Annotated in this window: 25 protein-coding genes and 2 tRNA genes; 12 read left to right on the top strand and 15 right to left on the bottom strand. The window is 56.3% G+C overall.

Annotated features, from left to right (window positions below; all coding sequences use genetic code 11):
• Positions 1–2: 2 nt before the first annotated feature.
• Together SIAM614_RS06825 and SIAM614_RS06820 are read left to right on the top strand one after the other, a co-directional pair.
• Positions 3–293, top strand: a complete 291-nt coding sequence (locus SIAM614_RS06825; RefSeq protein ID WP_006933133.1) for a hypothetical protein — start codon at positions 3–5, stop codon at positions 291–293.
• Between the two features lie 79 nt (positions 294–372).
• A complete protein-coding gene (locus tag SIAM614_RS06820; protein ID WP_006933132.1) occupies positions 373–660 on the top strand; it encodes a hypothetical protein in 288 nt (95 codons plus the stop codon).
• Here the strand turns inward: SIAM614_RS06820 and SIAM614_RS06815 are convergent.
• Positions 652–1,689: a tetratricopeptide repeat protein gene (locus tag SIAM614_RS06815; protein ID WP_157139719.1), complete on the bottom strand. Its 1,038-nt coding sequence runs from the start codon at positions 1,687–1,689 to the stop codon at positions 652–654. The genes SIAM614_RS06820 and SIAM614_RS06815 overlap by 9 nt on opposite strands.
• Positions 1,690–1,796: 107 nt before the next feature.
• The gene (locus tag SIAM614_RS06810; RefSeq protein WP_157139718.1) at positions 1,797–2,606 is read right to left on the bottom strand and encodes an AfsR/SARP family transcriptional regulator; all 810 of its coding nucleotides are present in this window, start codon (positions 2,604–2,606) and stop codon (positions 1,797–1,799) included.
• A 219-nt stretch (positions 2,607–2,825) separates the two neighbouring features.
• On the opposite strand from SIAM614_RS06810, the gene SIAM614_RS06805 reads away from it, so the two are divergent.
• Positions 2,826–3,080 carry a hypothetical protein gene (locus SIAM614_RS06805; RefSeq protein WP_006933129.1) on the top strand — a complete coding sequence of 85 codons (255 nt, stop codon included), beginning with the start codon at positions 2,826–2,828 and terminating at the stop codon, positions 3,078–3,080.
• 194 nt (positions 3,081–3,274) lie between these two features.
• Here the strand turns inward: SIAM614_RS06805 and SIAM614_RS06800 are convergent.
• Positions 3,275–3,351: transfer RNA gene (locus SIAM614_RS06800), tRNA-Arg, on the bottom strand.
• A gap of 231 nt (positions 3,352–3,582) precedes the next feature.
• The gene (locus SIAM614_RS06795) at positions 3,583–3,888 is read right to left on the bottom strand and encodes an ETC complex I subunit (RefSeq protein ID WP_006933128.1); all 306 of its coding nucleotides are present in this window, start codon (positions 3,886–3,888) and stop codon (positions 3,583–3,585) included.
• A 348-nt stretch (positions 3,889–4,236) separates the two neighbouring features.
• Between SIAM614_RS06795 and SIAM614_RS06790 the strand changes: the two genes are divergently transcribed.
• Together SIAM614_RS06790 and SIAM614_RS06785 are read left to right on the top strand one after the other, a co-directional pair.
• A complete protein-coding gene (locus tag SIAM614_RS06790; protein ID WP_040439485.1) occupies positions 4,237–4,470 on the top strand; it encodes a hypothetical protein in 234 nt (77 codons plus the stop codon).
• A 96-nt stretch (positions 4,471–4,566) separates the two neighbouring features.
• Complete coding sequence (locus SIAM614_RS06785) at positions 4,567–5,073, top strand: hypothetical protein (RefSeq protein ID WP_006933125.1); 507 nt, start codon at positions 4,567–4,569, stop codon at positions 5,071–5,073.
• Here SIAM614_RS06785 and SIAM614_RS06780 read toward each other — a convergent pair.
• Both SIAM614_RS06780 and SIAM614_RS06775 read right to left on the bottom strand, forming a co-directional pair.
• Positions 5,045–5,755 carry a hypothetical protein gene (locus SIAM614_RS06780; RefSeq protein WP_050789341.1) on the bottom strand — a complete coding sequence of 237 codons (711 nt, stop codon included), beginning with the start codon at positions 5,753–5,755 and terminating at the stop codon, positions 5,045–5,047. The two genes, SIAM614_RS06785 and SIAM614_RS06780, sit on opposite strands and share 29 nt — an antisense overlap.
• Before the next feature lie 231 nt (positions 5,756–5,986).
• Positions 5,987–6,063 (bottom strand) — tRNA-Pro (locus tag SIAM614_RS06775).
• A 338-nt stretch (positions 6,064–6,401) separates the two neighbouring features.
• Here SIAM614_RS06775 and SIAM614_RS06770 point away from each other — a divergent pair.
• Positions 6,402–7,772 (top strand): hypothetical protein, encoded by a 1,371-nt coding sequence (locus tag SIAM614_RS06770; protein ID WP_006933123.1) that lies wholly within the window; start codon positions 6,402–6,404, stop codon positions 7,770–7,772.
• Between the two features lie 20 nt (positions 7,773–7,792).
• Here SIAM614_RS06770 and SIAM614_RS06765 read toward each other — a convergent pair whose 3' ends face one another.
• Entirely contained in the window at positions 7,793–9,274 is a 1,482-nt protein-coding gene (locus SIAM614_RS06765) for a hypothetical protein (protein ID WP_006933122.1), read from the bottom strand.
• A 75-nt stretch (positions 9,275–9,349) separates the two neighbouring features.
• Here SIAM614_RS06765 and SIAM614_RS06760 point away from each other — a divergent pair, with 75 nt between their 5' ends.
• The 5 genes from SIAM614_RS06760 to SIAM614_RS06740 all read left to right on the top strand — a co-directional run bounded on the left by SIAM614_RS06760 (position 9,350) and on the right by SIAM614_RS06740 (position 11,864).
• On the top strand, positions 9,350–9,703 hold the full coding sequence (locus SIAM614_RS06760) for a hypothetical protein (RefSeq protein ID WP_040439484.1): 354 nt from the start codon (positions 9,350–9,352) through the stop codon (positions 9,701–9,703).
• Between the two features lie 188 nt (positions 9,704–9,891).
• Positions 9,892–10,428 carry a dihydrofolate reductase family protein gene (locus tag SIAM614_RS06755; protein WP_006933119.1) on the top strand — a complete coding sequence of 179 codons (537 nt, stop codon included), beginning with the start codon at positions 9,892–9,894 and terminating at the stop codon, positions 10,426–10,428.
• Entirely contained in the window at positions 10,425–10,988 is a 564-nt protein-coding gene (locus SIAM614_RS06750; RefSeq protein WP_006933118.1) for a TetR/AcrR family transcriptional regulator, read from the top strand. The genes SIAM614_RS06755 and SIAM614_RS06750 overlap by 4 nt, the downstream gene beginning before the upstream one ends.
• A gap of 283 nt (positions 10,989–11,271) precedes the next feature.
• Entirely contained in the window at positions 11,272–11,454 is a 183-nt protein-coding gene (locus SIAM614_RS06745) for a type II toxin-antitoxin system HicA family toxin (RefSeq protein WP_006933117.1), read from the top strand.
• Between the two features lie 17 nt (positions 11,455–11,471).
• Positions 11,472–11,864, top strand: coding sequence for a type II toxin-antitoxin system HicB family antitoxin (locus SIAM614_RS06740; RefSeq protein ID WP_006933116.1), 393 nt, complete (start codon positions 11,472–11,474; stop codon positions 11,862–11,864).
• A 162-nt stretch (positions 11,865–12,026) separates the two neighbouring features.
• On the opposite strand, the gene SIAM614_RS06735 is transcribed toward SIAM614_RS06740, so the two are convergent.
• The 4 genes from SIAM614_RS06735 to SIAM614_RS06720 all read right to left on the bottom strand — a co-directional run bounded on the left by SIAM614_RS06735 (position 12,027) and on the right by SIAM614_RS06720 (position 13,876).
• Complete coding sequence (locus SIAM614_RS06735; protein WP_006933115.1) at positions 12,027–12,356, bottom strand: hypothetical protein; 330 nt, start codon at positions 12,354–12,356, stop codon at positions 12,027–12,029.
• Positions 12,357–12,590: 234 nt separating this feature from the next.
• Positions 12,591–12,941 carry a hypothetical protein gene (locus tag SIAM614_RS06730; protein WP_006933113.1) on the bottom strand — a complete coding sequence of 117 codons (351 nt, stop codon included), beginning with the start codon at positions 12,939–12,941 and terminating at the stop codon, positions 12,591–12,593.
• Positions 12,941–13,159 carry a hypothetical protein gene (locus SIAM614_RS06725; RefSeq protein WP_006933112.1) on the bottom strand — a complete coding sequence of 73 codons (219 nt, stop codon included), beginning with the start codon at positions 13,157–13,159 and terminating at the stop codon, positions 12,941–12,943. The genes SIAM614_RS06730 and SIAM614_RS06725 overlap by 1 nt, the downstream gene beginning before the upstream one ends.
• 12 nt (positions 13,160–13,171) lie before the next feature.
• Positions 13,172–13,876, bottom strand: coding sequence for a M15 family metallopeptidase (locus SIAM614_RS06720; RefSeq protein WP_229597950.1), 705 nt, complete (start codon positions 13,874–13,876; stop codon positions 13,172–13,174).
• A 121-nt stretch (positions 13,877–13,997) separates the two neighbouring features.
• Here SIAM614_RS06720 and SIAM614_RS31725 point away from each other — a divergent pair, with 121 nt between their 5' ends.
• Positions 13,998–14,399, top strand: a complete 402-nt coding sequence (locus SIAM614_RS31725; protein WP_006933108.1) for a thermonuclease family protein — start codon at positions 13,998–14,000, stop codon at positions 14,397–14,399.
• A 15-nt stretch (positions 14,400–14,414) separates the two neighbouring features.
• On the opposite strand, the gene SIAM614_RS06710 is transcribed toward SIAM614_RS31725, so the two are convergent.
• The 4 genes from SIAM614_RS06710 to SIAM614_RS06695 are packed head-to-tail and all read right to left on the bottom strand — an operon-like array spanning position 14,415 to position 18,468.
• The gene (locus SIAM614_RS06710; RefSeq protein WP_006933106.1) at positions 14,415–15,431 is read right to left on the bottom strand and encodes a phage late control D family protein; all 1,017 of its coding nucleotides are present in this window, start codon (positions 15,429–15,431) and stop codon (positions 14,415–14,417) included.
• A gap of 4 nt (positions 15,432–15,435) precedes the next feature.
• Positions 15,436–15,651: a tail protein X gene (locus SIAM614_RS06705; RefSeq protein WP_040439483.1), complete on the bottom strand. Its 216-nt coding sequence runs from the start codon at positions 15,649–15,651 to the stop codon at positions 15,436–15,438.
• A 2-nt stretch (positions 15,652–15,653) separates the two neighbouring features.
• A complete protein-coding gene (locus SIAM614_RS06700; RefSeq protein ID WP_006933102.1) occupies positions 15,654–16,091 on the bottom strand; it encodes a phage tail protein in 438 nt (145 codons plus the stop codon).
• Positions 16,092–16,101: 10 nt separating this feature from the next.
• On the bottom strand, positions 16,102–18,468 hold the full coding sequence (locus tag SIAM614_RS06695; RefSeq protein ID WP_006933100.1) for a phage tail tape measure protein: 2,367 nt from the start codon (positions 18,466–18,468) through the stop codon (positions 16,102–16,104).
• Positions 18,469–18,596 lie beyond the last annotated feature (128 nt).

Here is an 18,596-nt window from a genome sequence, read left to right as displayed (position 1 = left end):
TAATGCACGCTGATACAACTTCCCGGAATGAACTGGAAATCGGTGCAAAACTTGGTGCGATCATTCAGAACGCAGAAGCCCGTGAGCGCCTGGTAACCAACCCGACAGAAGTTCTGGCCGAAGTCGGTATCAAATCCGATGCCCAAATCTTTGCAGATACTGCTGATCTGGTTCACCTGGTCATCCCGGCACAGATTGACGCTGCTCGTCTCTCCGCTGACGATGAAAGCTATTTCGAAGAGCTCGGCAAAGCTGCTCTTGGCAACTGCTTCTATGAAGACATGCCGGAGTAACCGGCGCGACCGTCACGATATTTCTTCGGCCTCCCTGCTTGGTGTGGGGAGGCCTCCATTCTTTCGAGTGGATGCTACGATGGCCAGATTTCCCTATTATCAGCGCAACGTAAAAGACCTTGGCAGACTTATCGCCAGAGCGGCAACAGACGAGCACTTTCGACGAGAACTCGAAAGAGACCCGGCCGGCGTGATTTCCAAAATCGGGCTGCCCAAAGAAACCGTTGCGCTGTTGCGATTCAAGATCGTCGATCAGAAAAGCACTCCAAATGCAGTGGCTTTGCCTTTTCGTCTGAACGACAAAAAACTGGAAAGCTCCAATGAGGAGTATTTGAAACGCCTATCGGCTACTTTCTCGCTAAACTGAACCGGTGCCGTCAAAGAGGAACCGCTGCACCAAAGCCGCGCCTTTGTCGAAATCGTTCCGGACCTTTTCGTTTTGAAAGAAATTGATCTTCTTTCTCCAGCTCTGCGGGTCTTGAGCAAGCGCAGGCGAATTTCTCAATAAGGCAGCCCTGTTTTCTCCAAAGCGCTGAAGCGTCTGAATGGCTTCTTCTTCTCGGCCGGAGCAAACCAGTGCTGCCACACGCGTCGTCAATCCGCTGATGCCAACACCGGCTCCCCGCTCGATCTGCTTGATCGCGCTGTCGTAGTCTTCTGCTGCAAAAAAGATGTTGGCCAGGTATTCGTAAAACACGCGCGGGACGAAAGCGAACAGCGAAAACGCTCTTTCTGCAGTGACGCGCGCTTCGTTTATGTCACCTGAAAAAGCCAATCCTTCTGCCACCGACATCAGGTTGGCCGGATCTGCGGAACTCAACCGGCCTGCGTTGTGGAACGCCCGCCGGGCTTCTTCAGGCATGTTGGACAAGATGAGCGCCCAACCATAGACACGCTGATTGACCGCCTGCCACGGATCCAGCCTGATAGATTTTTCCGCAAGGTTCAGAAGATTGTTTTCTTCGCCCGCAAACGGCTTGTCCAACAGCGGGAAATGCAGTTCCTGCTTCATGATGATGGAAGCCTTGCCCGCATAGGTCATGGAGAATGACCGATTTGTGCGTTCCAGATCATCCAGCAACCGCATTGCCTTTTCATCGGATTGCGGTGTGAAATCCCAAAGCAGAGCCTCTGCCTGACACCAGCGGGCAAAAACCGAAGTCTTGGCGGGGTTTCGCAACCGGCTGGTCGCGTGATTGTGGATACGGCTTACGATCTGGCTCGCCGCCGGCACCAACCCGTCCCAAAACTGCAGATCGATGATCTCGTTAAAGACAATCTGACCGTTGCCCCTGTCCTCAAACTGAACAACGACTTTTCCGGATCGCTCGTCATGGCGGAATCGCAGCATATAGCTGCCGAGTTCATGACCTTCCATCAAAGTTGGTCTCGGCATGTTTTCGTCGCCAAAATATTCCGATTCAAACAGCTCGAAGGAACGGAATGAAGATAAACCGGAGACAATTTCCTCTCTCAGGTGAACCGCGTCACTCAAGCCCTTCTTCAACAGAGACGAAGAGACAATTGAGATCTCAGGCAAAGGCACCTGGTCTCATAGTTCGGCAGGAAGCCTCGATTGGTGCTGTTGTTTCCCTCATTTGGCGAAGACCTGGGCGCTGGAGCCCCGACATCGGGATCAGTCAGCAGTTTCCGCGTTTCTTCATCGGGCTCAGCATCCAGATGAAGCCGCATTTCCCGTTCACAGGTCCGGTACTGCTGTTCCGCACGTTCAATCTGACCCAGCTTCATATAGAGACGGATAAGCACGCGATGGGCCGCTTCAAAGGCGGGATCGAGCTTCAAAACGAAACGCGCCCCAGCTTCCGTCTGCACACCGCCGTCCTCAGTGGAAATCCTGTTCAGATGCTTGAACGCAGCGCTGATGAGTTCTGAACGTACCCTTTCGCGCTCAACCGTCAGCCACTCTGCAAATTCAGAATCAATATCGTCGTAGCCGGTCATGAACTCACCGCGCCACAGTGCCTCCGCCTCGCGGAAGTCGGCCGCTGTCCCATGGTCAAGAAGCGTGTTCATGTGCATGAGGTCTGATGCGAACACCGAAGTGTCGATCTGAATGTGGCCAGCCGCAGACCTTACAACATCAACACCGGCAGTCTCCTCGGCAGTCTTCAACTGGCGCAATGCCTGACGCAGGGATTGCATCGCCTTGTGGCGGTCCGTACCGCTCCAAAGCAGGTCCGCCATGGTTTCCCGTGGCGACGCCATGCCGCTCATGCGGCTCAGATACCCCATAATCGCCAGAGCCTTTCGCGTCTTGACCGCAACAGGTTCCTGGTCACTATTAAGGAGCAAAGGCCGCCCAAGGCACGCAAAGCAGGACGCGTTTGCCATTAATTCCCCGTAATTGAAATGCAAGCTTTATCAGTTGCCGTTACGCAACCGCGAATATCACGCAACCTGAAACACAACAGCACCTTATCACGCTCATTTCACGCTGCAACAGCATGCTTTTATCGGATGGTCACAGCAGCGTTGCTGCAATCGGCAAATCTAATACTGGTGGGTAGTAAAATGTCTAAGACCGTTAGCAAACCGGACCGCGCTGGACTCGAGCAGGAACCTGCAGTCGAGGCCATCAAGCGCATGATCCGCTACACGAAAAAAGAATCGGACAAGGACGGCCGGACGTTCTGTTCCTATTTCCTGGATATGGCCCTTCAGTCCCTCGAAGATGGGTCTGAAGATGTGGACATGATCCTTAAAACAAAGATCACGCCGCTCATGGTTGGACAGAAGGCGGAAACGGCCAAGTCCGAGACCCTCTGACCTTCAAGCGAACCGTGTTCTGACATGCCGCCATGCCCCTATATTGCAGGGGCTGGCGGTTTTTTTGCTTTTCAGCGGACAATAGCTGCACCACAACGACAGGCCGATACAGCGGTCTGCCACACATTCGATCAACCAGACCTGCACAGATCCGGCAGGTCTCTCGTGGTTTTCTACAAGTTTTTTCAGGAAGATGGCGACTCCGGCAGGATTCGAACCTGCGACCATTCGCTTAGAAGGCGAGTGCTCTATCCAGCTGAGCTACGGAGCCATTTTCAAGACCGGCAATCGATCCACATCGGACCACCTGCCATTACAACCTGCGCCGGCAAGACATCCGGCAAATCTGGATCGACCTGTTAGTCCGGAGGCAAAATCGATCCCGCAATTACCTCCGTTGCCCTAATGCGACAAAACTCCGGGCCATGTCGATCCGAAATTGCGGCTTTCAACAGGCAATCCGGCCTCTCAGGAAAGATTTCCGAGGCCGGATAGACCAAATTCAGTGGGTCCAGGGGGCTGACCGGTTGAACTTGAAATTATCCGCGTAGGCGGAACCGCGTACCTTGCGTTCCCGTGCCTTCTCGACCCTGTGCGGGATGCCGTGACGCTTCGCATAAGCAACAGCTTCTTCCGAGGTTTCGAAAAAGAGCCGGATTTGCTGCTTCATGTCGGACGAAGACGTGTAGCCCATCAGCGGTTCGACGGATTTGGCAACTTCCGGCTCGTAATCCAGAACCCATCTCTGGGTCTTCGCCTTGCCTGACTGCATGGCGGTTTTCGCCGGACGGTAGATGCGCGCAACCATGTGACAGTGCCCTCAAGTCTGAAAGTGTGAGATGCATTTCCTTACAGCAGCTTTTTCCCGCCTTTGCCGCCGGTGTCAACACCGATATTGGCCGTAACCCGCAATCGTAACGCGGAAAGTGTCTCAATTCACCGCACCAGCAAGCATTAACGGTGTTGTCGGAGAGGCCGTTTATGACAATCACGTAACATGACAGGGAAGCGCAATTCGTGCTATTAACTACCCTTACGTGAACTTGTCTTGAAGTCGCCGACTTTCCGGAAACAGCACACGTTCCGTAACAAAAGTATCCAAGGGCTGGACGGCACGAACCGTCCGAACCTCTGAAGAATACGATAAGGCTTTGACATGCATTACGAATTTCTTAAAAGACTGGATAGTTATGTTCCAGAACATGTGCAGCCGGTACCGGCTGTACCAGCCAATCTGAAAGACGCGATTGACGCAGCCAATCTCACTGAAATGTGGGACATGATCCTGACGCTGGATTATTCAGTTTCAGATCCCGGAGATCTGACACCGGAAAAACGCGATGAATTTCTAAACGTCATGTCGCTGTTGTTGAAGGCTTTCGACCGGTAGGCTGTTCGAAATCAACCGTTGGCAAGCGGACAAACCAATGTGCTGAGCGGTGGGAATACGTCCCGTCTCGAGCATATCAGAACCTGAGAGAGGAATGTGCTGACACGCCCCAATACCCATTTTTCAGAACTCGGTATCAAGGCCATTGAAAAAGGGCTTGCCGATCCTGCTGTGTCTGCCTTCTACGACAGCATCATGTCCACCGATGCGGATCAGATCCAGCAGTGCATGAGACCGTTTCTGCCGCGGCTGAGCCTCTGCTCTGACAAGATGCCCGGCAACGCGCCGCCCCCAATCTTTTATGTGGGAAAGGAAAGTGGTCAAAGGCACCTGTTCGGTGAAGACTGGGCGAGCCCGGCAACACCCACCTTTGGATTGCGCACTCCCGATCCGGACCTGGAACATGCTTCGGCGGACGGCTACCGCAAGGCTCTGGAAGGCACTCCCTACTACGGTTATGCCCGCACGAAAATACAGGTCAACGGCGAACTGTTCGAGATCGCATTCGAACGGCTGATCGTCGCCGTGCGGCCATCGCTACAGTCTGATCTTCGCTTCTGTGCCTATCTTGGGGTTATTCAGGATCTTCAGCGCACGTTCTGAGGATAAGTTTCACCAGGCCGTGAAGATCGCTTCGGGTCGCATAGACCAGCCAGTCATCCGGCCTGATATGCCCGGGTGCAATTTCCCAATGGGTGCCGCGCGGCACGAATCGGCGGTAGCCAACCCGGATACCGAAACCTTTCTCAGCGCTTTTTGCTGCCATCAGTCCATACAGGTAATCCGGCGACCATTTCAGCAGGGACAGCAGAAAGCCCAGTTGGGTCAAAGGTTCCGCAAGGCCCTGCCCCCGGATGTCCCGCCGCAGCCAGAGATTACCGTGATAGACGATCCGCCCACGCATGAAATAAGCGTCATGCGCATGGTCGGTACCGAACCGGACCTGAGGATCGGGATCGACAAAGATCCGGCGCTGCTGCTGCTGCCAGTGTTCGGCCAGGTTCCGGTCTTTCAGGTCCTCAACCTTCGCGGCCTGCACGGACACAACATTGCCGTGACCGTTGACGGCAGCGACCCAGAAGGCAGTCGCCCCGTGCAGGTCGAAAAACCGCGGTGAGAAGTCTTCCATCAGGTATTTGTCTTCAGTGCCCCGGACGGTTTTTTCGAAAAGCGAAAAATCCGCGCTTTCTTTAAGGGAAAGCCCGGCCTTCTCAATTCTGGACTGCAGCAGAGCGATCGCCGCCGATACATCCAGCGTCGCCTGGTCGTCAGGATCCGGTATCATCAACCCCATCCGGCGCAGCCTGCGTGCCACCGCAGACCGTGTCACTTCCCAAGGCGTGGAAACGCCTATCCAAACAGTCTGTTATGCTGCGAGAAGTTGCACAAGACGCGAGCGCAGCTCGGCCCTAGTTATCCCGGCCTTTAGGCATGGCAAGGCCGGAATCGCGGAGCTGTTCGCTCACGAATACCCGTTCGCATGCAGGCAAAGAAATCGATTTTTAGGAAGAGTGAGTGGTCGGGGCAGCAAGATTCGAACTTGCGACCCTCTGGTCCCAAACCAGATGCGCTACCAGGCTGCGCTATACCCCGATCCGTTGATTTGCTTGGGTTTATAGCTCTGACTGAGGTCAGTCAAGCTAGAACAAACCATGAAAATTGCGCCTTTGTGGACAACAAGTGACAAACGAGTCCCGAAATAGTACCGAAATCCGTTCATGACCTGTTCTTGTCGAATCGGTTTGGAAAATCGGTCTTGCCGTAGAATTCCGTTCAATGCTCGTCAGGTGTCCACCTTTGGATGCACGAAGTCGTCATTAGGACCTATCGACTGCAATAGTGTTCCGCAACACGCCAGCTGCAACCTGACTTACCGCTTGCAATTGAGCGTCGAAGATCTTCAATAGTAAGACTTTAAGGGGGACTGACGCGTGACGCCTCGAAACATTATTCTGCCGGATGACCCGAAGTTCTATCCCTTGCGCGTAGCAGCAATCTATGGGAAGCCCGGCGCGGCCGTGGCCCCAGATCAACCGATCGTCGACCTGGCGACCCCATTTGGCATTAACCTCACCCTCCGCTCCCAAAACGCTGGGCAACTGTTGCGCTGCTTTTTCGATGTTGGTGACACTATTTCGGCTCCGGGAACGAGGATTGCTCGGTACCAGCTTGACGAAATACCGGATCCGCGCCCGGAAAAAGTACCTGAAATTCTCCCCCTCGCGCAAACCAGCAATGCAGCGGCGTATCCATTGCGTATCAAGCTTGTTGCCGTCCGGCCTGGTGACGACTTCGAAGCTGGGCAGATTCTCTGGGAATATGAAAATCGCGATGGTGAGGAGAGGTTGGCAAAAGCCCCGTACGCTGGGAAGATTCTCGCGATCAACATCTCGGCCGGAGATATTTACGAAACTCCTGGACAGATTGCGGCCGAGTTCATCCATTTTATCGATCGCATAGATCCTGTGCAGCCCAAACAGACGACGCCAGACGAACCGCCCAAATCCATAACCGAACGGTTTATGCTGGATATGGACCCGACTGTCTATCCGATCCGGATTAAGGAGGTACACGTGCAGCCGGGCGTATCCTTCGCGACAGGGGAAAGACTCTGGCTTTATGAAGACCGACAGGGCAATCACTACTGGTGCGCGGCGCGCTGTCCTGGAAAGGCCCTGCAGACTCACATTGCGCCTGGCGACATCCTGATGGCACCCGGCAACGCCGGAGTGGATTTTCTCAGACTAGATGAGGAACCAACTCCAAAGACCCAACAGGGTTTCCAGAAATCGGATCAGTCTCCTCCCAGCAAGGAAGCGGCTAGGCATAAAGCACAGGCAGGCACTCAGGAAGCTTCCTGGCAAACAACGGCGTTCAAGTCGGGAGAGCCGTCAAATCTGCAAACAGAAACCGTCAAGCCAGCTCGACCTGCGGCCGGCGCAAGTGCTTTCGATCGGATGCCAGACGGCAAGTTCGTGATCGTGGCCCGCTATGAGAAGCGCTTCCTTGCCGGCCTCTTTGTCTTCACCGGCCTCATTATTGGCGGCGCATTTCTGGGAGAGACGCGCTACAGCGACTTCACCGATAGCTTTCGCTTTCTAACTGCCCCGGTCAAGTTCTCGTCGCCTGGCAGTTCGGAAACACAAAATCAGGACACACTTCCGGCGAAGGACCCTGTCACAAAACTAGACCCCAATCGCACGAAGAATGACCTTCAGAAAGTCCTGTCAGCAGGCAGTGCGCACTCGGCCCCCCCCACCGCATCGCAGCAGGCAGCAGTTACCGCCTGGATCGACGGGTAACGCCCCCGCAGCGCTAACAACTATTTGCATTGATAGGACCGTATGTCTCGGCTCTGCTTGTAAGTGCTGAGCGGCTGGAGATATTCATCATACTTTGTGCATGTCAGCATTGCCGCCTCCCGACAGAAGGCGGAATTTGATTTACCGAAATCGCAATCAGCCATGGTATTGAGATCCCATGTCTCGGTTGGTAGCGTCAGTGCACCATTGAGGATGGTCGGTTTACATCCGCTGCTCGCATACGACGGTTTCCCTCTCACCCAAACCTTCGTATCAATCCGCCACCTATCCCCCGGACTATCCATTGGAATAATATCGTAGCTACAAAATGACTCTCGGGAAATATACCGGAAGTGTGGCGCGACGAGATAAGACCCATAAGGGCTATAAGCCGTCCAGGGCCATTCCTCGAACGGACCAGCGAGGACACGATCCTTGAACCGATCATAGTCAGATTGGCTAGGAATATCACCGCCTTTCACCAAAAAAGGCCGCCCAAAGGATCCCCATTGTCCGAAGCCGTTCTTGTCGTATTTCTGCAGATACACCACTTTGTTGTTACTCTGCGCTCTTTCACCACTGTCGAACTTGGCCGGATGGCCCTGAGGCATCTTCGCAACGTCCAGATCGCTGAATTTGAAACTCGACTTGCGCATCTGGAACAGTGATTTGTATTCCTGCACCATTTGGACCGCGGCTTGATAGGAGCCGTGATTGTCGCTGATCCGGGTTTCCGGCGGCAGTGCCGCCATCTTCTCCACCCGCTTCGCCAGCTTGTCGATCGATTGTGGCGTCACGCTCTTCGGATCCGTGGTTTTTACCTTGTAGCCGTAGCTGCGCTCCATTCCTGCAGCGAGAAGCTTTTCCGCCTCCAACAGTCGCTGCTTCTCGTCCTGTCGTGATGGCCCGACATACCATTTCTGCAGGTCCAGCCAGGAGATCTCCGCACTCAGGATGCGCGCCGAAACAAGCTTCAGACCCGCTTTCATCGCCTCCTTGGCCTCTGCCGCTGACAGCGGGCCACCGCCATCGCTGAAAAGGGCCGACCATGCTGGCGACCCTGGCGTGTTGTAGGACCAGGTTTGACCATCGCCCTTGCCCGGAGCTCCAACATCCGCGCGCACCGAAATAACGCGGTTGGAATTTCCGCCGACTTGAAAATCGAACTGCATCTTTACTTCATAAAGCCGCGGCCCGATCAGCGCCTCCTCAGGCAAATCGGAAAGCTTGATCGATTGGCTGGCGCTGCTCCTGCTCAAAAAGAACGGCAGAAACCCGACGCTTTCCGGCAAAGTCTTGTAGAGAAACTGGACACTGACCATAGGTTCACCAAGCAGCGTTCCGAGTGCAATTTTCGCATCCCAGTTAAAAACCAGTGTTCCGTCGTTCCGATCGCGCACCTGTTCCGCCTGGCCGGATACTTGCTGGAAGGTCTGCGCTTCAGCGAGAAAAGGAAAAAGAACCGTCAGTATGAAAAGCAGGCTTCCAGAAAAAAGGTGCATTGCGAACCCGTCAATAGTCAGATGCAGTCCACAATATTTCCGAAATCGGCGACCTTGCAAAGCGTATAATCGTCTTTGTCACAGCAGGAGGCCACTGGGCGGCGGAAGATTGAAAAGGTCCGCTCTTGCCAAATCAACCAACCGGTCGATATTGGAACAAAGAAAGAACAAATTTCAGGCTTGGACATGTCACGTCGCAGCGGACGCGGTTTCATCAACACCCAGGAAGTGCTGGAAAAGCTCTGCATTGGCAGAGCTGGAGCTGTCCAGGTCATGCGATCGGCAAAGATCGGTTCACCTCAATATCGGACTGCCATGCACCTTTGCGAAGCGATTGACGACATGGTCGAGAAACTGACTGGTGACCGGACCCATTTTCACGACAAGCCGGCATCAACTGCGCCGAGGAAAGATCCGCTCAAAAGATAATCAGGTAGAGCAGAGCGATTGTGAATGCAGCCTGCCCGTGTCCCGACTTCGGCCTGTAAACTCGGCTCCACCCCGAAGGTTACGTTCGGTAGCACTCCACCTTTGGCAAATCACTGGATCAGCGCTGATCTTGACACCGTCGATACAAAAAGATCATTTATTATACACCGTATAAATATGGGCTTGAAATGATCACTGGACATGTTTTTATCGCCACCAGCTTGGATGGCTTCATCGCCCGAAGCGACGGAGATATCGCCTGGCTGCTGGAGCGAGATGATCCCGCCGAAGATCATGGTTACGATGACTTCATCGCGGACATCGACGTCATTATGATGGGCCGTGGCACATTCGAGAAAATGCGCGCTGTAAGGCCTTGGCCGTATCATCGTCCGGTTGTTGTCCTGTCTTCGACCCTTACCAGGAGTGATCTGTCGGAAGACCTGCTCGACAAGGTCCGGGTCGCCAACTTCTCGCCCGAAGAGGCAATGCGCATGCTGCAAAGCGAGGGGCACCGGAAGGTCTATATCGATGGTGGGCTCCTCATTCAGTCGTTCCTCAAGGCTGGCTTGATCGCCGATATGGTAATTACGAGTGTGCCTGTGTTACTCGGCGAGGGACGCCGATTGTTCGGTAGCATTCCTGCCGACATTTCGCTGCGCCACGAGCAGACGAAGAGTTTTCCGTCCGGGCTTGTCCAGTCTCACTATCGGATCGAAGCATGAAGAGGCCTAGAGGACGTCCGCTCCGGGCGGACATACCTGTCTCGCGCAAAGACATGCTCAAAGCCGCCTTTGACCTTCTGGATCACAAGGGCGTCAGTGCCTTCACCATGAGAGCGCTGGCGGAGCGGCTCGACATCAACCCTATGACGATCCATCATCACTTCGGGGGACGCGACGGCTTGATCGGCGCAATGTCGGAATACGCCTATGAGCAGGTATCAGCGCCTGACGACGGCACGCCGATTGAGCGGATACGCGAGCTCCTGAACACCTACCATGACCGCGTACTCCGCTACCCGGGTCTGACGATGCTCATCTTCAGTCGGCCGAATGTCTTTCCGGAGCAGGCAGTGCGGATCACCAACGAAATCTCGACCCTTCTGGCCGAAGTCGGCCTACCAGAACACAAGAAGCAGCTCTGGCTCGAAATTCTCGTAGACTTCACCCATGGCGCTGCCTTGGCCACTGCAATGAGTGGTCAAAGCGGCACCTGTAAACCCACCGTAGATCAAGGGTTTACCTTAGCCCTGAACGAACTGCTGACAGGCCTGGACAGATAGTAGGCACTTCCGTCCGCAGGGGCTCGAAGCCGACTTTCACCGCACATCGAGCAATGTTCCGCAATGGGATAGAACACTTCCCACCGAACTAGGCCGATGCTTGGTTCGTAGTTGGAAATCCCGATTGTTTGCAATCCGACACGCAAACACAGGCACCCCATCACATAGTCAGATGACCACAAGGAACTATTCCCTAACACGCATTCATGCGCATTATAATGCGCCTCCCTTGACAAATCGACAGCGTAGGCGTATTTAAATACGCACTAGCGGAGCGTTTCAGATGGAAACAAACAGCCGAAAGATCATTAAGAAGCTGGAAGAAGACGGCTTCGAATTGGTGAAGGTTGTCGGTTCCCATCACAAGTTCAAAAAAGGCTCACTGACTGTAACTGTGCCGCACCCGAAGAAAGACCTGCCGGTCGGGACCGTGCGCAGCATCTACAAACAAGCCGGATGGGTCTGATTGGGGAATGTCAGCCTATGTATAACTATGTCGCGCTTGTTCACCAGGATGGTGATAGCGCATATGGCGTCCAGTTTCCGGACGTTCCGGGCTGCTTTTCAGCAGCCGATGAGATCGATCAGCTCGTCAGAAACGCTACTGAAGCTCTAGCCCTTCACCTTGAAGGTGAAACCCTGCCCTCTCCGCGCTCTCTGGCCGAGATCCGAAATGATGAGGATGTTGCTTCCGCTCTTGCCGAAGGTGCGTTCCTGATCGCCGTTCCGCTGATCTCTCTCAGTGGCCGCACGGTAAAGGCGAACATAACAATGGATGCCGGATTGCTGGATGCGGTCGACCACACAGCCAAGGCTCGTGGCCTTACGAGATCCGCTTATCTGGCTGATCTCGCCCGGCGTGATATTGCGGTTTGAATGGAAGGTAATGAAATTCGAACCGTCCACGAATGAATGCCTGCAGCTTCGGGGCCTACAGTTCAGACGGCCCCGTCACAAACTGATTTCCTCGCTGCAGGCACTGCGCAGATCATCCAGCTCCTGATCGGCCGACGCTGGCACATCAATCAGGCACTGCCTTTATTGCCTCGGTACCCCCCGCCAAATTTCCAGAAGATCCTGGGCGAATGTCTTTGGGTCCCGGCTCGCCCGCAGCAGGAACACGGCAATGTTCCTTCCCGTCATGGCCAGAATTCCGGCCATGCCGTAAGCCCACATTTCCCCAAAGCCTAGCAACGCCCTTACCGGCTCTCCGAAAACAAGCGCAGCGATAAACCCGACAAAGAAAGTCATGCAGCGATCGCGCGCCGACAAGTCCTTCGGCAGAGCTGCACCAATCATCGCGAAAGCCGTAATCGCCGCAATTTTAGTAAGTGGCAGGTGCCATATCCATTCGAGAAACTCTTTCATTCCACATCCCCGCCTAAGCTGTTTCGATAGGTGTCGTGCCAGTTCGCGCAGCGCGCGACTCGGCTGTTCGCCCGGCCGAGGGCCTGGTCTGTTTTTATGAGCGCGACATCAAGCGGATCGCCGAAAACAACGCCCGATCGTTCCCGCTTCCGGCAGTCCTGCGGCAACGGCGGATCTGTCTGTGACTGCGCAGCCGCCGCGCCGATCCGTGCGCCGGCCGATATCGCCCGGTCCCTATCGGTTTGGCAGGCGGTCAAGAAGACGCTGATCAACAACATCAAGAGAAGTCGATTCATAGTTGTCCAGCTCCTGCGCTTGGATAGTGGCAATGGCTTCAGCTTCCGAGAGCTGTCGTTGGAAGGAGAAATTCGCCGCTTCCGCGGCTTCGGCCCGTTTGCGAGCAGCCGTCAGTTCGGCCTCGGCGGCTGCCAGCTCGACGTCGGCGACATAGGACGTCACAGCGGCACGAACGGCACTCGACTTGTCCAGCCGGTGCCAGGTGTAGAGAGCCGCCGCAACCGCAAGAAACGCGATCACGACGGCGCCGGTTCTGGATTTCCAGACCGCAGCGGCAAACGCCAGCATCAGCCGTAATCCTGCGGCGAAGGCGATTTCGACATCAGCTGCTTGCCCACAGCATCAAGGCCAAACGCTGCAACGGCAAAGGTGATCACAGGCGCAACGAACAGTTCTGCCCAATCACGGGCCGCCGTGTCGCCACCGTGCAGCAAGTCATAAAAACAAAGCGCCGCCAGACCTGCCAGCAGCGCCCACGCGGTTTCCCGCTTGTAGGTTTTCACCATTTGAGGATCTCCTTAGAGGCGAGCGGCCTGGACGTGCATCCAGTCGAAATTGCGTGCGCGGCCGAGTGACACCCACTCTTCCGCTTCCCATGCCCGCCAGAACGGAATGGCGTCATCGAGCGACAGTCGCGCCTGCGGGCGCTTCCAGGACAACCGGTTGCGTTCGGGGTCGAAGTCGATGGCAATGCCCCAGGAGTGCATGGAGTAGTTCGAGCCGCCCCGCATGCGCCGGACATTCAACGAACCGCCGAACAGATTGAGACCAAGATCCCTGATCTCCCGATCGGAATACTGCCCCCGGATCACGTGAAAGGCCCGTTCGGCCGAGGCCGCGACTTTCGTGTGCAGGGTGATCGTTCGCACGGTCACATCCTTGTCCCATGCCAGGCGCATGTCCCATGGAACTTCGATGCGTGTCTGACTGGTGCCAACCGCACCATAGAACTGCATGACATCCTTCTGACGCGGCCAGACGGATTTGCGCCGGTCTTCTGAGGAAGGCTTGTCACGATCCGGGATGAAGCCGCTCACCTCGACAGGCACGCGCGAACTCGACTGCCGCAGAGCCAGCACCGTTGCCTCATCGGCTTCGGAAGTTACCGCGAGCCCCATTGCTTTCTGGAAGCTCCGGAGCGCATGCAAAGTCTTTGGACCAATCCGTCCGTCGATTTCGCCACAAGCAAAACCATGTGCGGTCAATCGGCTCTGAAGCCACATTTCAAAAGGCAGGCTGGACATCTTCGCCCTCCATCGTTTGGGCATGAAAAAACCCGCCACTTGGGCGGGTTGGGTGAAAAGCTATGTTGGTGGTTGGCTGCGCGGGCGTTAGGATCTGGACATGCGCCTCGCAACTCTTCTGATCATTGGCATTTTGATGCCCTCCCTCGCACAAGCTCGCGATTGCGGCCTGTTCGAATATCGAGCCATCGTGACCGGCGTTTATGACGGCGACTCTGTTACCGCTGACGTTTTTCTCGGCATGGACACCTGGCGACACAACACGAAACTGCGCCTGCTCGGTGTCGATACCCCGGAGATAAAAAGCGCCAGCAGAACGCAAGCTATAATCGCGCGCGATCAATTGAGAGACCTGATCCTCGGGAAGGAGATCAGGTTATGCACGGACGAGGACAAGACAGGCAAATATGGTCGATACCTTGCCTGGATCTACCTCGACAACATCAACGTCAACGCCTGGCTCAAAATGCGAAAACTCGGCAAGCCTTACAAGGCGAACTGATTTCAACGCGGCCCGTTAGCGGCTGTCTGTTCCCGCGCCATCCTGCGGTTGCTGCAGCTCCAGATCGGTCGTTGCGCCACCCGATCTGCTTGCGGAGTGCGTGACGGAAACAATGCGGTAGGTGCCATCGACACCCGCCCGCGTTCCCTTCAACTGAAACTGCGCCTCGGCCTGCGCTTCAGGCATCAAATCAAGAGTGACCCGGCCTTTGCCGCCCTCGCGCTCAATCTGCGCCTTGCGAGCTTCGGCAATGTCCTTCGCCTGATTTTCATCGTGTGCGACAGACCGTACAAGATTGACTGCCTCGGCACGCTCGCCAGCCTTGCCCGCATCCGTCTTGTAGATCAGAGGCAGCCCCTTTTTCCGGTCGACGTAAGGCACCTCGACGGACTTAAACACCGTGCGTGTCGACAGCGGCTCGATATCCCAGGAGATCAGGTTGCCGGACCCATCCGGGGAGAACAGACCGGCGATCATCGGAAGGCCGAAGTCCTGTCCATGCTTGGCAAGAACTGCCATAGGGCCGCGAAGCTTGAAGGTTGCACCGAGTTCGCGGGCCAGTTTCTCACCGATGTGCAGAAGGCTTTCGCCATCCGCCGCGATATAGTCGCGCGCGATACTTGCCAGAGCCGGATCGATCTTCATTTCAAAACCGGCCTTTTGCCCCAGCTTCTTCAGGAAGTCGCCCACCGTTCCCTCATCCTGATGAAGGCGCTGCGGCTGCTTTGCCTTGCCTTTCACGTCGAAGCCCTTGGCAGAGACAGACAGCGAGCGACCGCCGGATCTGTTGCCGGAGGACTTCACGCTATCAATCACGCCGGAGAATACCTGAACGCCACTCAGCCGCACCACGACTTTGCCTCCGGGCTGCGGCAGTTTGATCTGGCCGCCGGTATCATCAAGCGTCAGCGAACAGCTGTCAGACGATGCGCCGGCCTTGTCGGTCACCGTGATCTGTTCCAGGTAGTTCGCCATCTTCGAACTGACGTCCTGACCGTCGATTATTACAGTCCATTCCGTTTTCCACGCCATCAGATCACCCGAACAAGGTTACGACTTCGCGGGCCTGGACGGTTTCCGCAGGAAGGTCTGGCAAGACGACATCTGTACCAACCGGCACATAGACACCGGTCAGCTTCGGATTGAGCTTCATTGTCTCTTCAATGAGAGCCAGGCCGCGCAAACCGTGCTTGCGCCACAAGATCAGATCGAGCGTAAGATTATCGCCCACGATCTTTATCGTTTCAGTCATGATCACCCCAATAGATCGAAGAGCTGCAAAAGCCCAGGAATGACCTGCAGGCCGGTAGACTGCTGTGCAGGCACCTTTTTCAGGGAAACGGAAACCCGAACAATTGCGCCGATGCCATCCCGCAAAAGCTCTGAGTGATTGTCGCGAAGGCTCACAATCATGTAGGTGCCGAGCCGCACACCGTCACCGCGCATCACCGGCAAGGCCGCGCCCTGGTTCATATGTGATCGGAGCGCTTCCAGTTGTGGCAGTCCGCCGATCTTCGCTGGCAGGAGCTGACCGCGCATGCTGAGCGTGTCATCCCCCTCGCCCATGAACTCCGCGCCTTTGAGGCCGTTCAGCAGAGGCTTGAAGGCAATGTCCGCCGAGCCTGACCGACTGACAGCATCAAAGGCAAACGGGTATGTGTCGACTGCGACTGCGCCGATCATGTAGAGCATGCTTTTCCCCTTACGCCACTGACCAACCGGTATCGGCCTGAAGCCCTGCAAGCTGCGAACGGATCTCTTCACCGATCTTCTCGGCAACCCCCTTGGCATCCTGCGCGCCGTGAACGTGAATATCGCCGATTGAGAGGCTTACGGACTGCCCGCCACCTTGCCCCTGCCCTGCACCGGCCAGAATGCGCTTTGTCGCGGAAGCGCTGTGAACGAACCCATTGCTGTCAGGCGTGAACAGCTCATCGCCTTTTTCTGCCGTGCGGTAGGTTCTGCCGGCGACGACAGGACCGCCGAGGGCGCGAGCCCCTTCGATCTTCGGCTGGGGCGCTGCAGGGGCTTCACCGCCGCCGCCGCCAAGGAACGAAGGCAGGCGCAACATGTTGGAGAGATCGATCCTGCCGATCGCGGAAACGATGCGGTCAGGAATGGATTTCAAAAACTCCCAAAGAGCACTGAAGGCATCAATGATTGCATCAACGAGGGCCTTCCCGAACTTTCGCCCGGCATCCCGGAACTCCGCCTCGGCCGTCGCTGAATAGTCCTTCATCGAGAAGATGTCGGAAATCCAATCGCCTAACTGCCCGGGGATCGCCAGTACCGCGTCGACAATCTTTCCAAGAGTGCTGGAGATCGCGCCATACGCCTTGTCCAAAGCCCCGCGGATCTCCGCCTCATCGATGCCTAGCAAGGTACCGATGTCCACCAGCTTCTTGGTCGCCCAACGCCCAACATGTGCGGCCAGGTTGGACATGAAACCGGTAATGGCACTCATGGCCTGCCCAAGGCTGCTGCCGATCACTTCGGCAAAACCGAGCGTGAATTCCCTGATCGGCTCCCAATACCGATAAACGGCAGCGCCGAGCGCCGCGACAGCCGCGATTACCAGGGCAATCGGCCAGGTGATGCCAGCGATCGCGGCCCCAATGGCCGCAGCTGCAGCCTGTATCGCCCCGACTGCGGCACCCGCAGCGCCAGCAAGCACCCCGAAGAATGTTCCGCCCCCCAGAGCGCCTAGCATGGATGCCCCAAGAACTGCCAGGCGAAGCCGCTTTGTGGCCGCGATGATCAGGTCCGCGCTGCGGCCAATGACAAGAGCCGCATTCAGAACTCCGCCCTTCAGGAACAGGAAGGAATACCGGCTTGCGATGGCGGCAATGTTCAAGGCGACGAGCGCTGCCGTCACGCCGACCACCGCGGCAGTCACCTGCGGATAGGCTGCGGCCAGATCCGCGATCGCGCTGATCGTCGGCATCACCGCCTCGATGATCGATGTCAGCGCCGGCAGCAATGCATTGCCGATCGCAATGGCCAGTTCGGTCATGCGGTTCTGGAAACTCTGAAGCTTCGCATTGAAGGTCTGCGAACGAACCTCGAATTCCTTTTGCGCCGAGCCGAGATAGTTGGTTTCGCTCGCCACCTCACCGAGGGCATTCTGCAAAAGCTCGGCGTTCTCGATCAGCGGCATGACCGCGCGCGCCTCATCCCCGAACAGATCGGAGATCGTCGAGGCCTGCAATTCCTTTGGCAGCGCGCGGATCCGCGCAATGACATCCTGCAGGGTGCCAACAGCATCCTTTTGCAGGCGCTGCGCCACGTCCGTCGCGGACAGGCCAAGCTTCTTATATGCCTCATGCTGGCGCTTGGACGCAGACTCGCCACGTGCCAGCGCCTTGGTCACATTGCGAAAGCTTGTGGCCGCAACATCAGCCTGCGCACCTGCCGCAACCATCGCTGAACCGATCGCCGCAACCTCGCGCGCCGAAAAGCCCATGGCGGTACCGGCCGAGCCAACCCGCCGCATGAAATCCAGCAAGTCAGCCGCCGAAGACGCAGACGTATTGGACAGGTGGTTGAGCACATCGGCCAACTCTCCTGTCTGTTCCACTGTCAGGCCAAGCGCGGTTTTGATCTTGGCAAGGCTTTCGCCCACCTGGTCGGCCGACAGGTCGAAGGCAACGCCAACCTTTGCCGCGATCTCAGCGAAGGCGAGCAGCTCGTCGCCCTGCATGCCGGCCTGCCCGGCAGCTGCAACAATCTCCGCAATGCCAGTTGCGGCCACCGGAATGACCCGGCTGAGGGCCAAAATATCCGCGCTCATTTGCTTCAGGACGTCCGGCGTGTCGAAATCGACAACCTTGTTGACGTCCGCCATCACGGACTCGAACTCGCGCGCGGCGTTGATCGGTGCTGAGATCGCCTTGGCGAGCACATAACCGACGCCGACCGCGTCCAGCATCCGACCGCGCATGGCATCCATTGCACGGGCGTTGGCATCGACGCGCAGGCGCATTTCGGTCAGTGACTGACTGACGGCGCGAGCCGGACGGGACACGCGCTCGACCAGCGACACAATGAGTTGTGACGTGAGGGTTGCCATTCTCGTTGGCCTCTAGGTTGTAAAACTCATGCGTCAACACCACCCGCTCGACACGCAACGGTTGACGTGCTTTCCTGCTTACTATCCGGGCCAGGTAGCTCGCACCTGCGGATAGCTATTTTTCTAAT

The sequence above is a fragment of the Roseibium aggregatum IAM 12614 genome (assembly GCF_000168975.1).
In the GTDB taxonomy this organism is placed as follows: Bacteria; Pseudomonadota; Alphaproteobacteria; order Rhizobiales; family Stappiaceae; genus Roseibium; species Roseibium aggregatum.
This window is presented reverse-complemented; position numbering and strand designations above follow the sequence as displayed.

Coding starts and splice junctions, on each gene's coding strand:
- SIAM614_RS06740 (WP_006933116.1), top strand. CDS start 11,472: ATGTATAACTATGTCGCGCTTGTTCACCAGGATGGTGATAGCGCATAT.
- SIAM614_RS06805 (WP_006933129.1), top strand. CDS start 2,826: ATGTCTAAGACCGTTAGCAAACCGGACCGCGCTGGACTCGAGCAGGAA.
- SIAM614_RS06725 (WP_006933112.1), bottom strand. CDS start 13,159: ATGGTGAAAACCTACAAGCGGGAAACCGCGTGGGCGCTGCTGGCAGGT.
- SIAM614_RS06730 (WP_006933113.1), bottom strand. CDS start 12,941: ATGCTGGCGTTTGCCGCTGCGGTCTGGAAATCCAGAACCGGCGCCGTC.
- SIAM614_RS06780 (WP_050789341.1), bottom strand. CDS start 5,755: ATGATACCGGATCCTGACGACCAGGCGACGCTGGATGTATCGGCGGCG.
- SIAM614_RS06765 (WP_006933122.1), bottom strand. CDS start 9,274: ATGCACCTTTTTTCTGGAAGCCTGCTTTTCATACTGACGGTTCTTTTT.
- SIAM614_RS06820 (WP_006933132.1), top strand. CDS start 373: ATGGCCAGATTTCCCTATTATCAGCGCAACGTAAAAGACCTTGGCAGA.
- SIAM614_RS06790 (WP_040439485.1), top strand. CDS start 4,237: ATGCATTACGAATTTCTTAAAAGACTGGATAGTTATGTTCCAGAACAT.
- SIAM614_RS06710 (WP_006933106.1), bottom strand. CDS start 15,431: ATGGCGTGGAAAACGGAATGGACTGTAATAATCGACGGTCAGGACGTC.
- SIAM614_RS06815 (WP_157139719.1), bottom strand. CDS start 1,689: ATGCCGAGACCAACTTTGATGGAAGGTCATGAACTCGGCAGCTATATG.
- SIAM614_RS06695 (WP_006933100.1), bottom strand. CDS start 18,468: ATGGCAACCCTCACGTCACAACTCATTGTGTCGCTGGTCGAGCGCGTG.
- SIAM614_RS06720 (WP_229597950.1), bottom strand. CDS start 13,876: ATGTGGCTTCAGAGCCGATTGACCGCACATGGTTTTGCTTGTGGCGAA.
- SIAM614_RS06795 (WP_006933128.1), bottom strand. CDS start 3,888: ATGGTTGCGCGCATCTACCGTCCGGCGAAAACCGCCATGCAGTCAGGC.
- SIAM614_RS06705 (WP_040439483.1), bottom strand. CDS start 15,651: ATGACTGAAACGATAAAGATCGTGGGCGATAATCTTACGCTCGATCTG.
- SIAM614_RS06700 (WP_006933102.1), bottom strand. CDS start 16,091: ATGCTCTACATGATCGGCGCAGTCGCAGTCGACACATACCCGTTTGCC.
- SIAM614_RS06745 (WP_006933117.1), top strand. CDS start 11,272: ATGGAAACAAACAGCCGAAAGATCATTAAGAAGCTGGAAGAAGACGGC.
- SIAM614_RS06755 (WP_006933119.1), top strand. CDS start 9,892: ATGATCACTGGACATGTTTTTATCGCCACCAGCTTGGATGGCTTCATC.
- SIAM614_RS31725 (WP_006933108.1), top strand. CDS start 13,998: ATGCGCCTCGCAACTCTTCTGATCATTGGCATTTTGATGCCCTCCCTC.
- SIAM614_RS06825 (WP_006933133.1), top strand. CDS start 3: ATGCACGCTGATACAACTTCCCGGAATGAACTGGAAATCGGTGCAAAA.
- SIAM614_RS06735 (WP_006933115.1), bottom strand. CDS start 12,356: ATGAAAGAGTTTCTCGAATGGATATGGCACCTGCCACTTACTAAAATT.
- SIAM614_RS06750 (WP_006933118.1), top strand. CDS start 10,425: ATGAAGAGGCCTAGAGGACGTCCGCTCCGGGCGGACATACCTGTCTCG.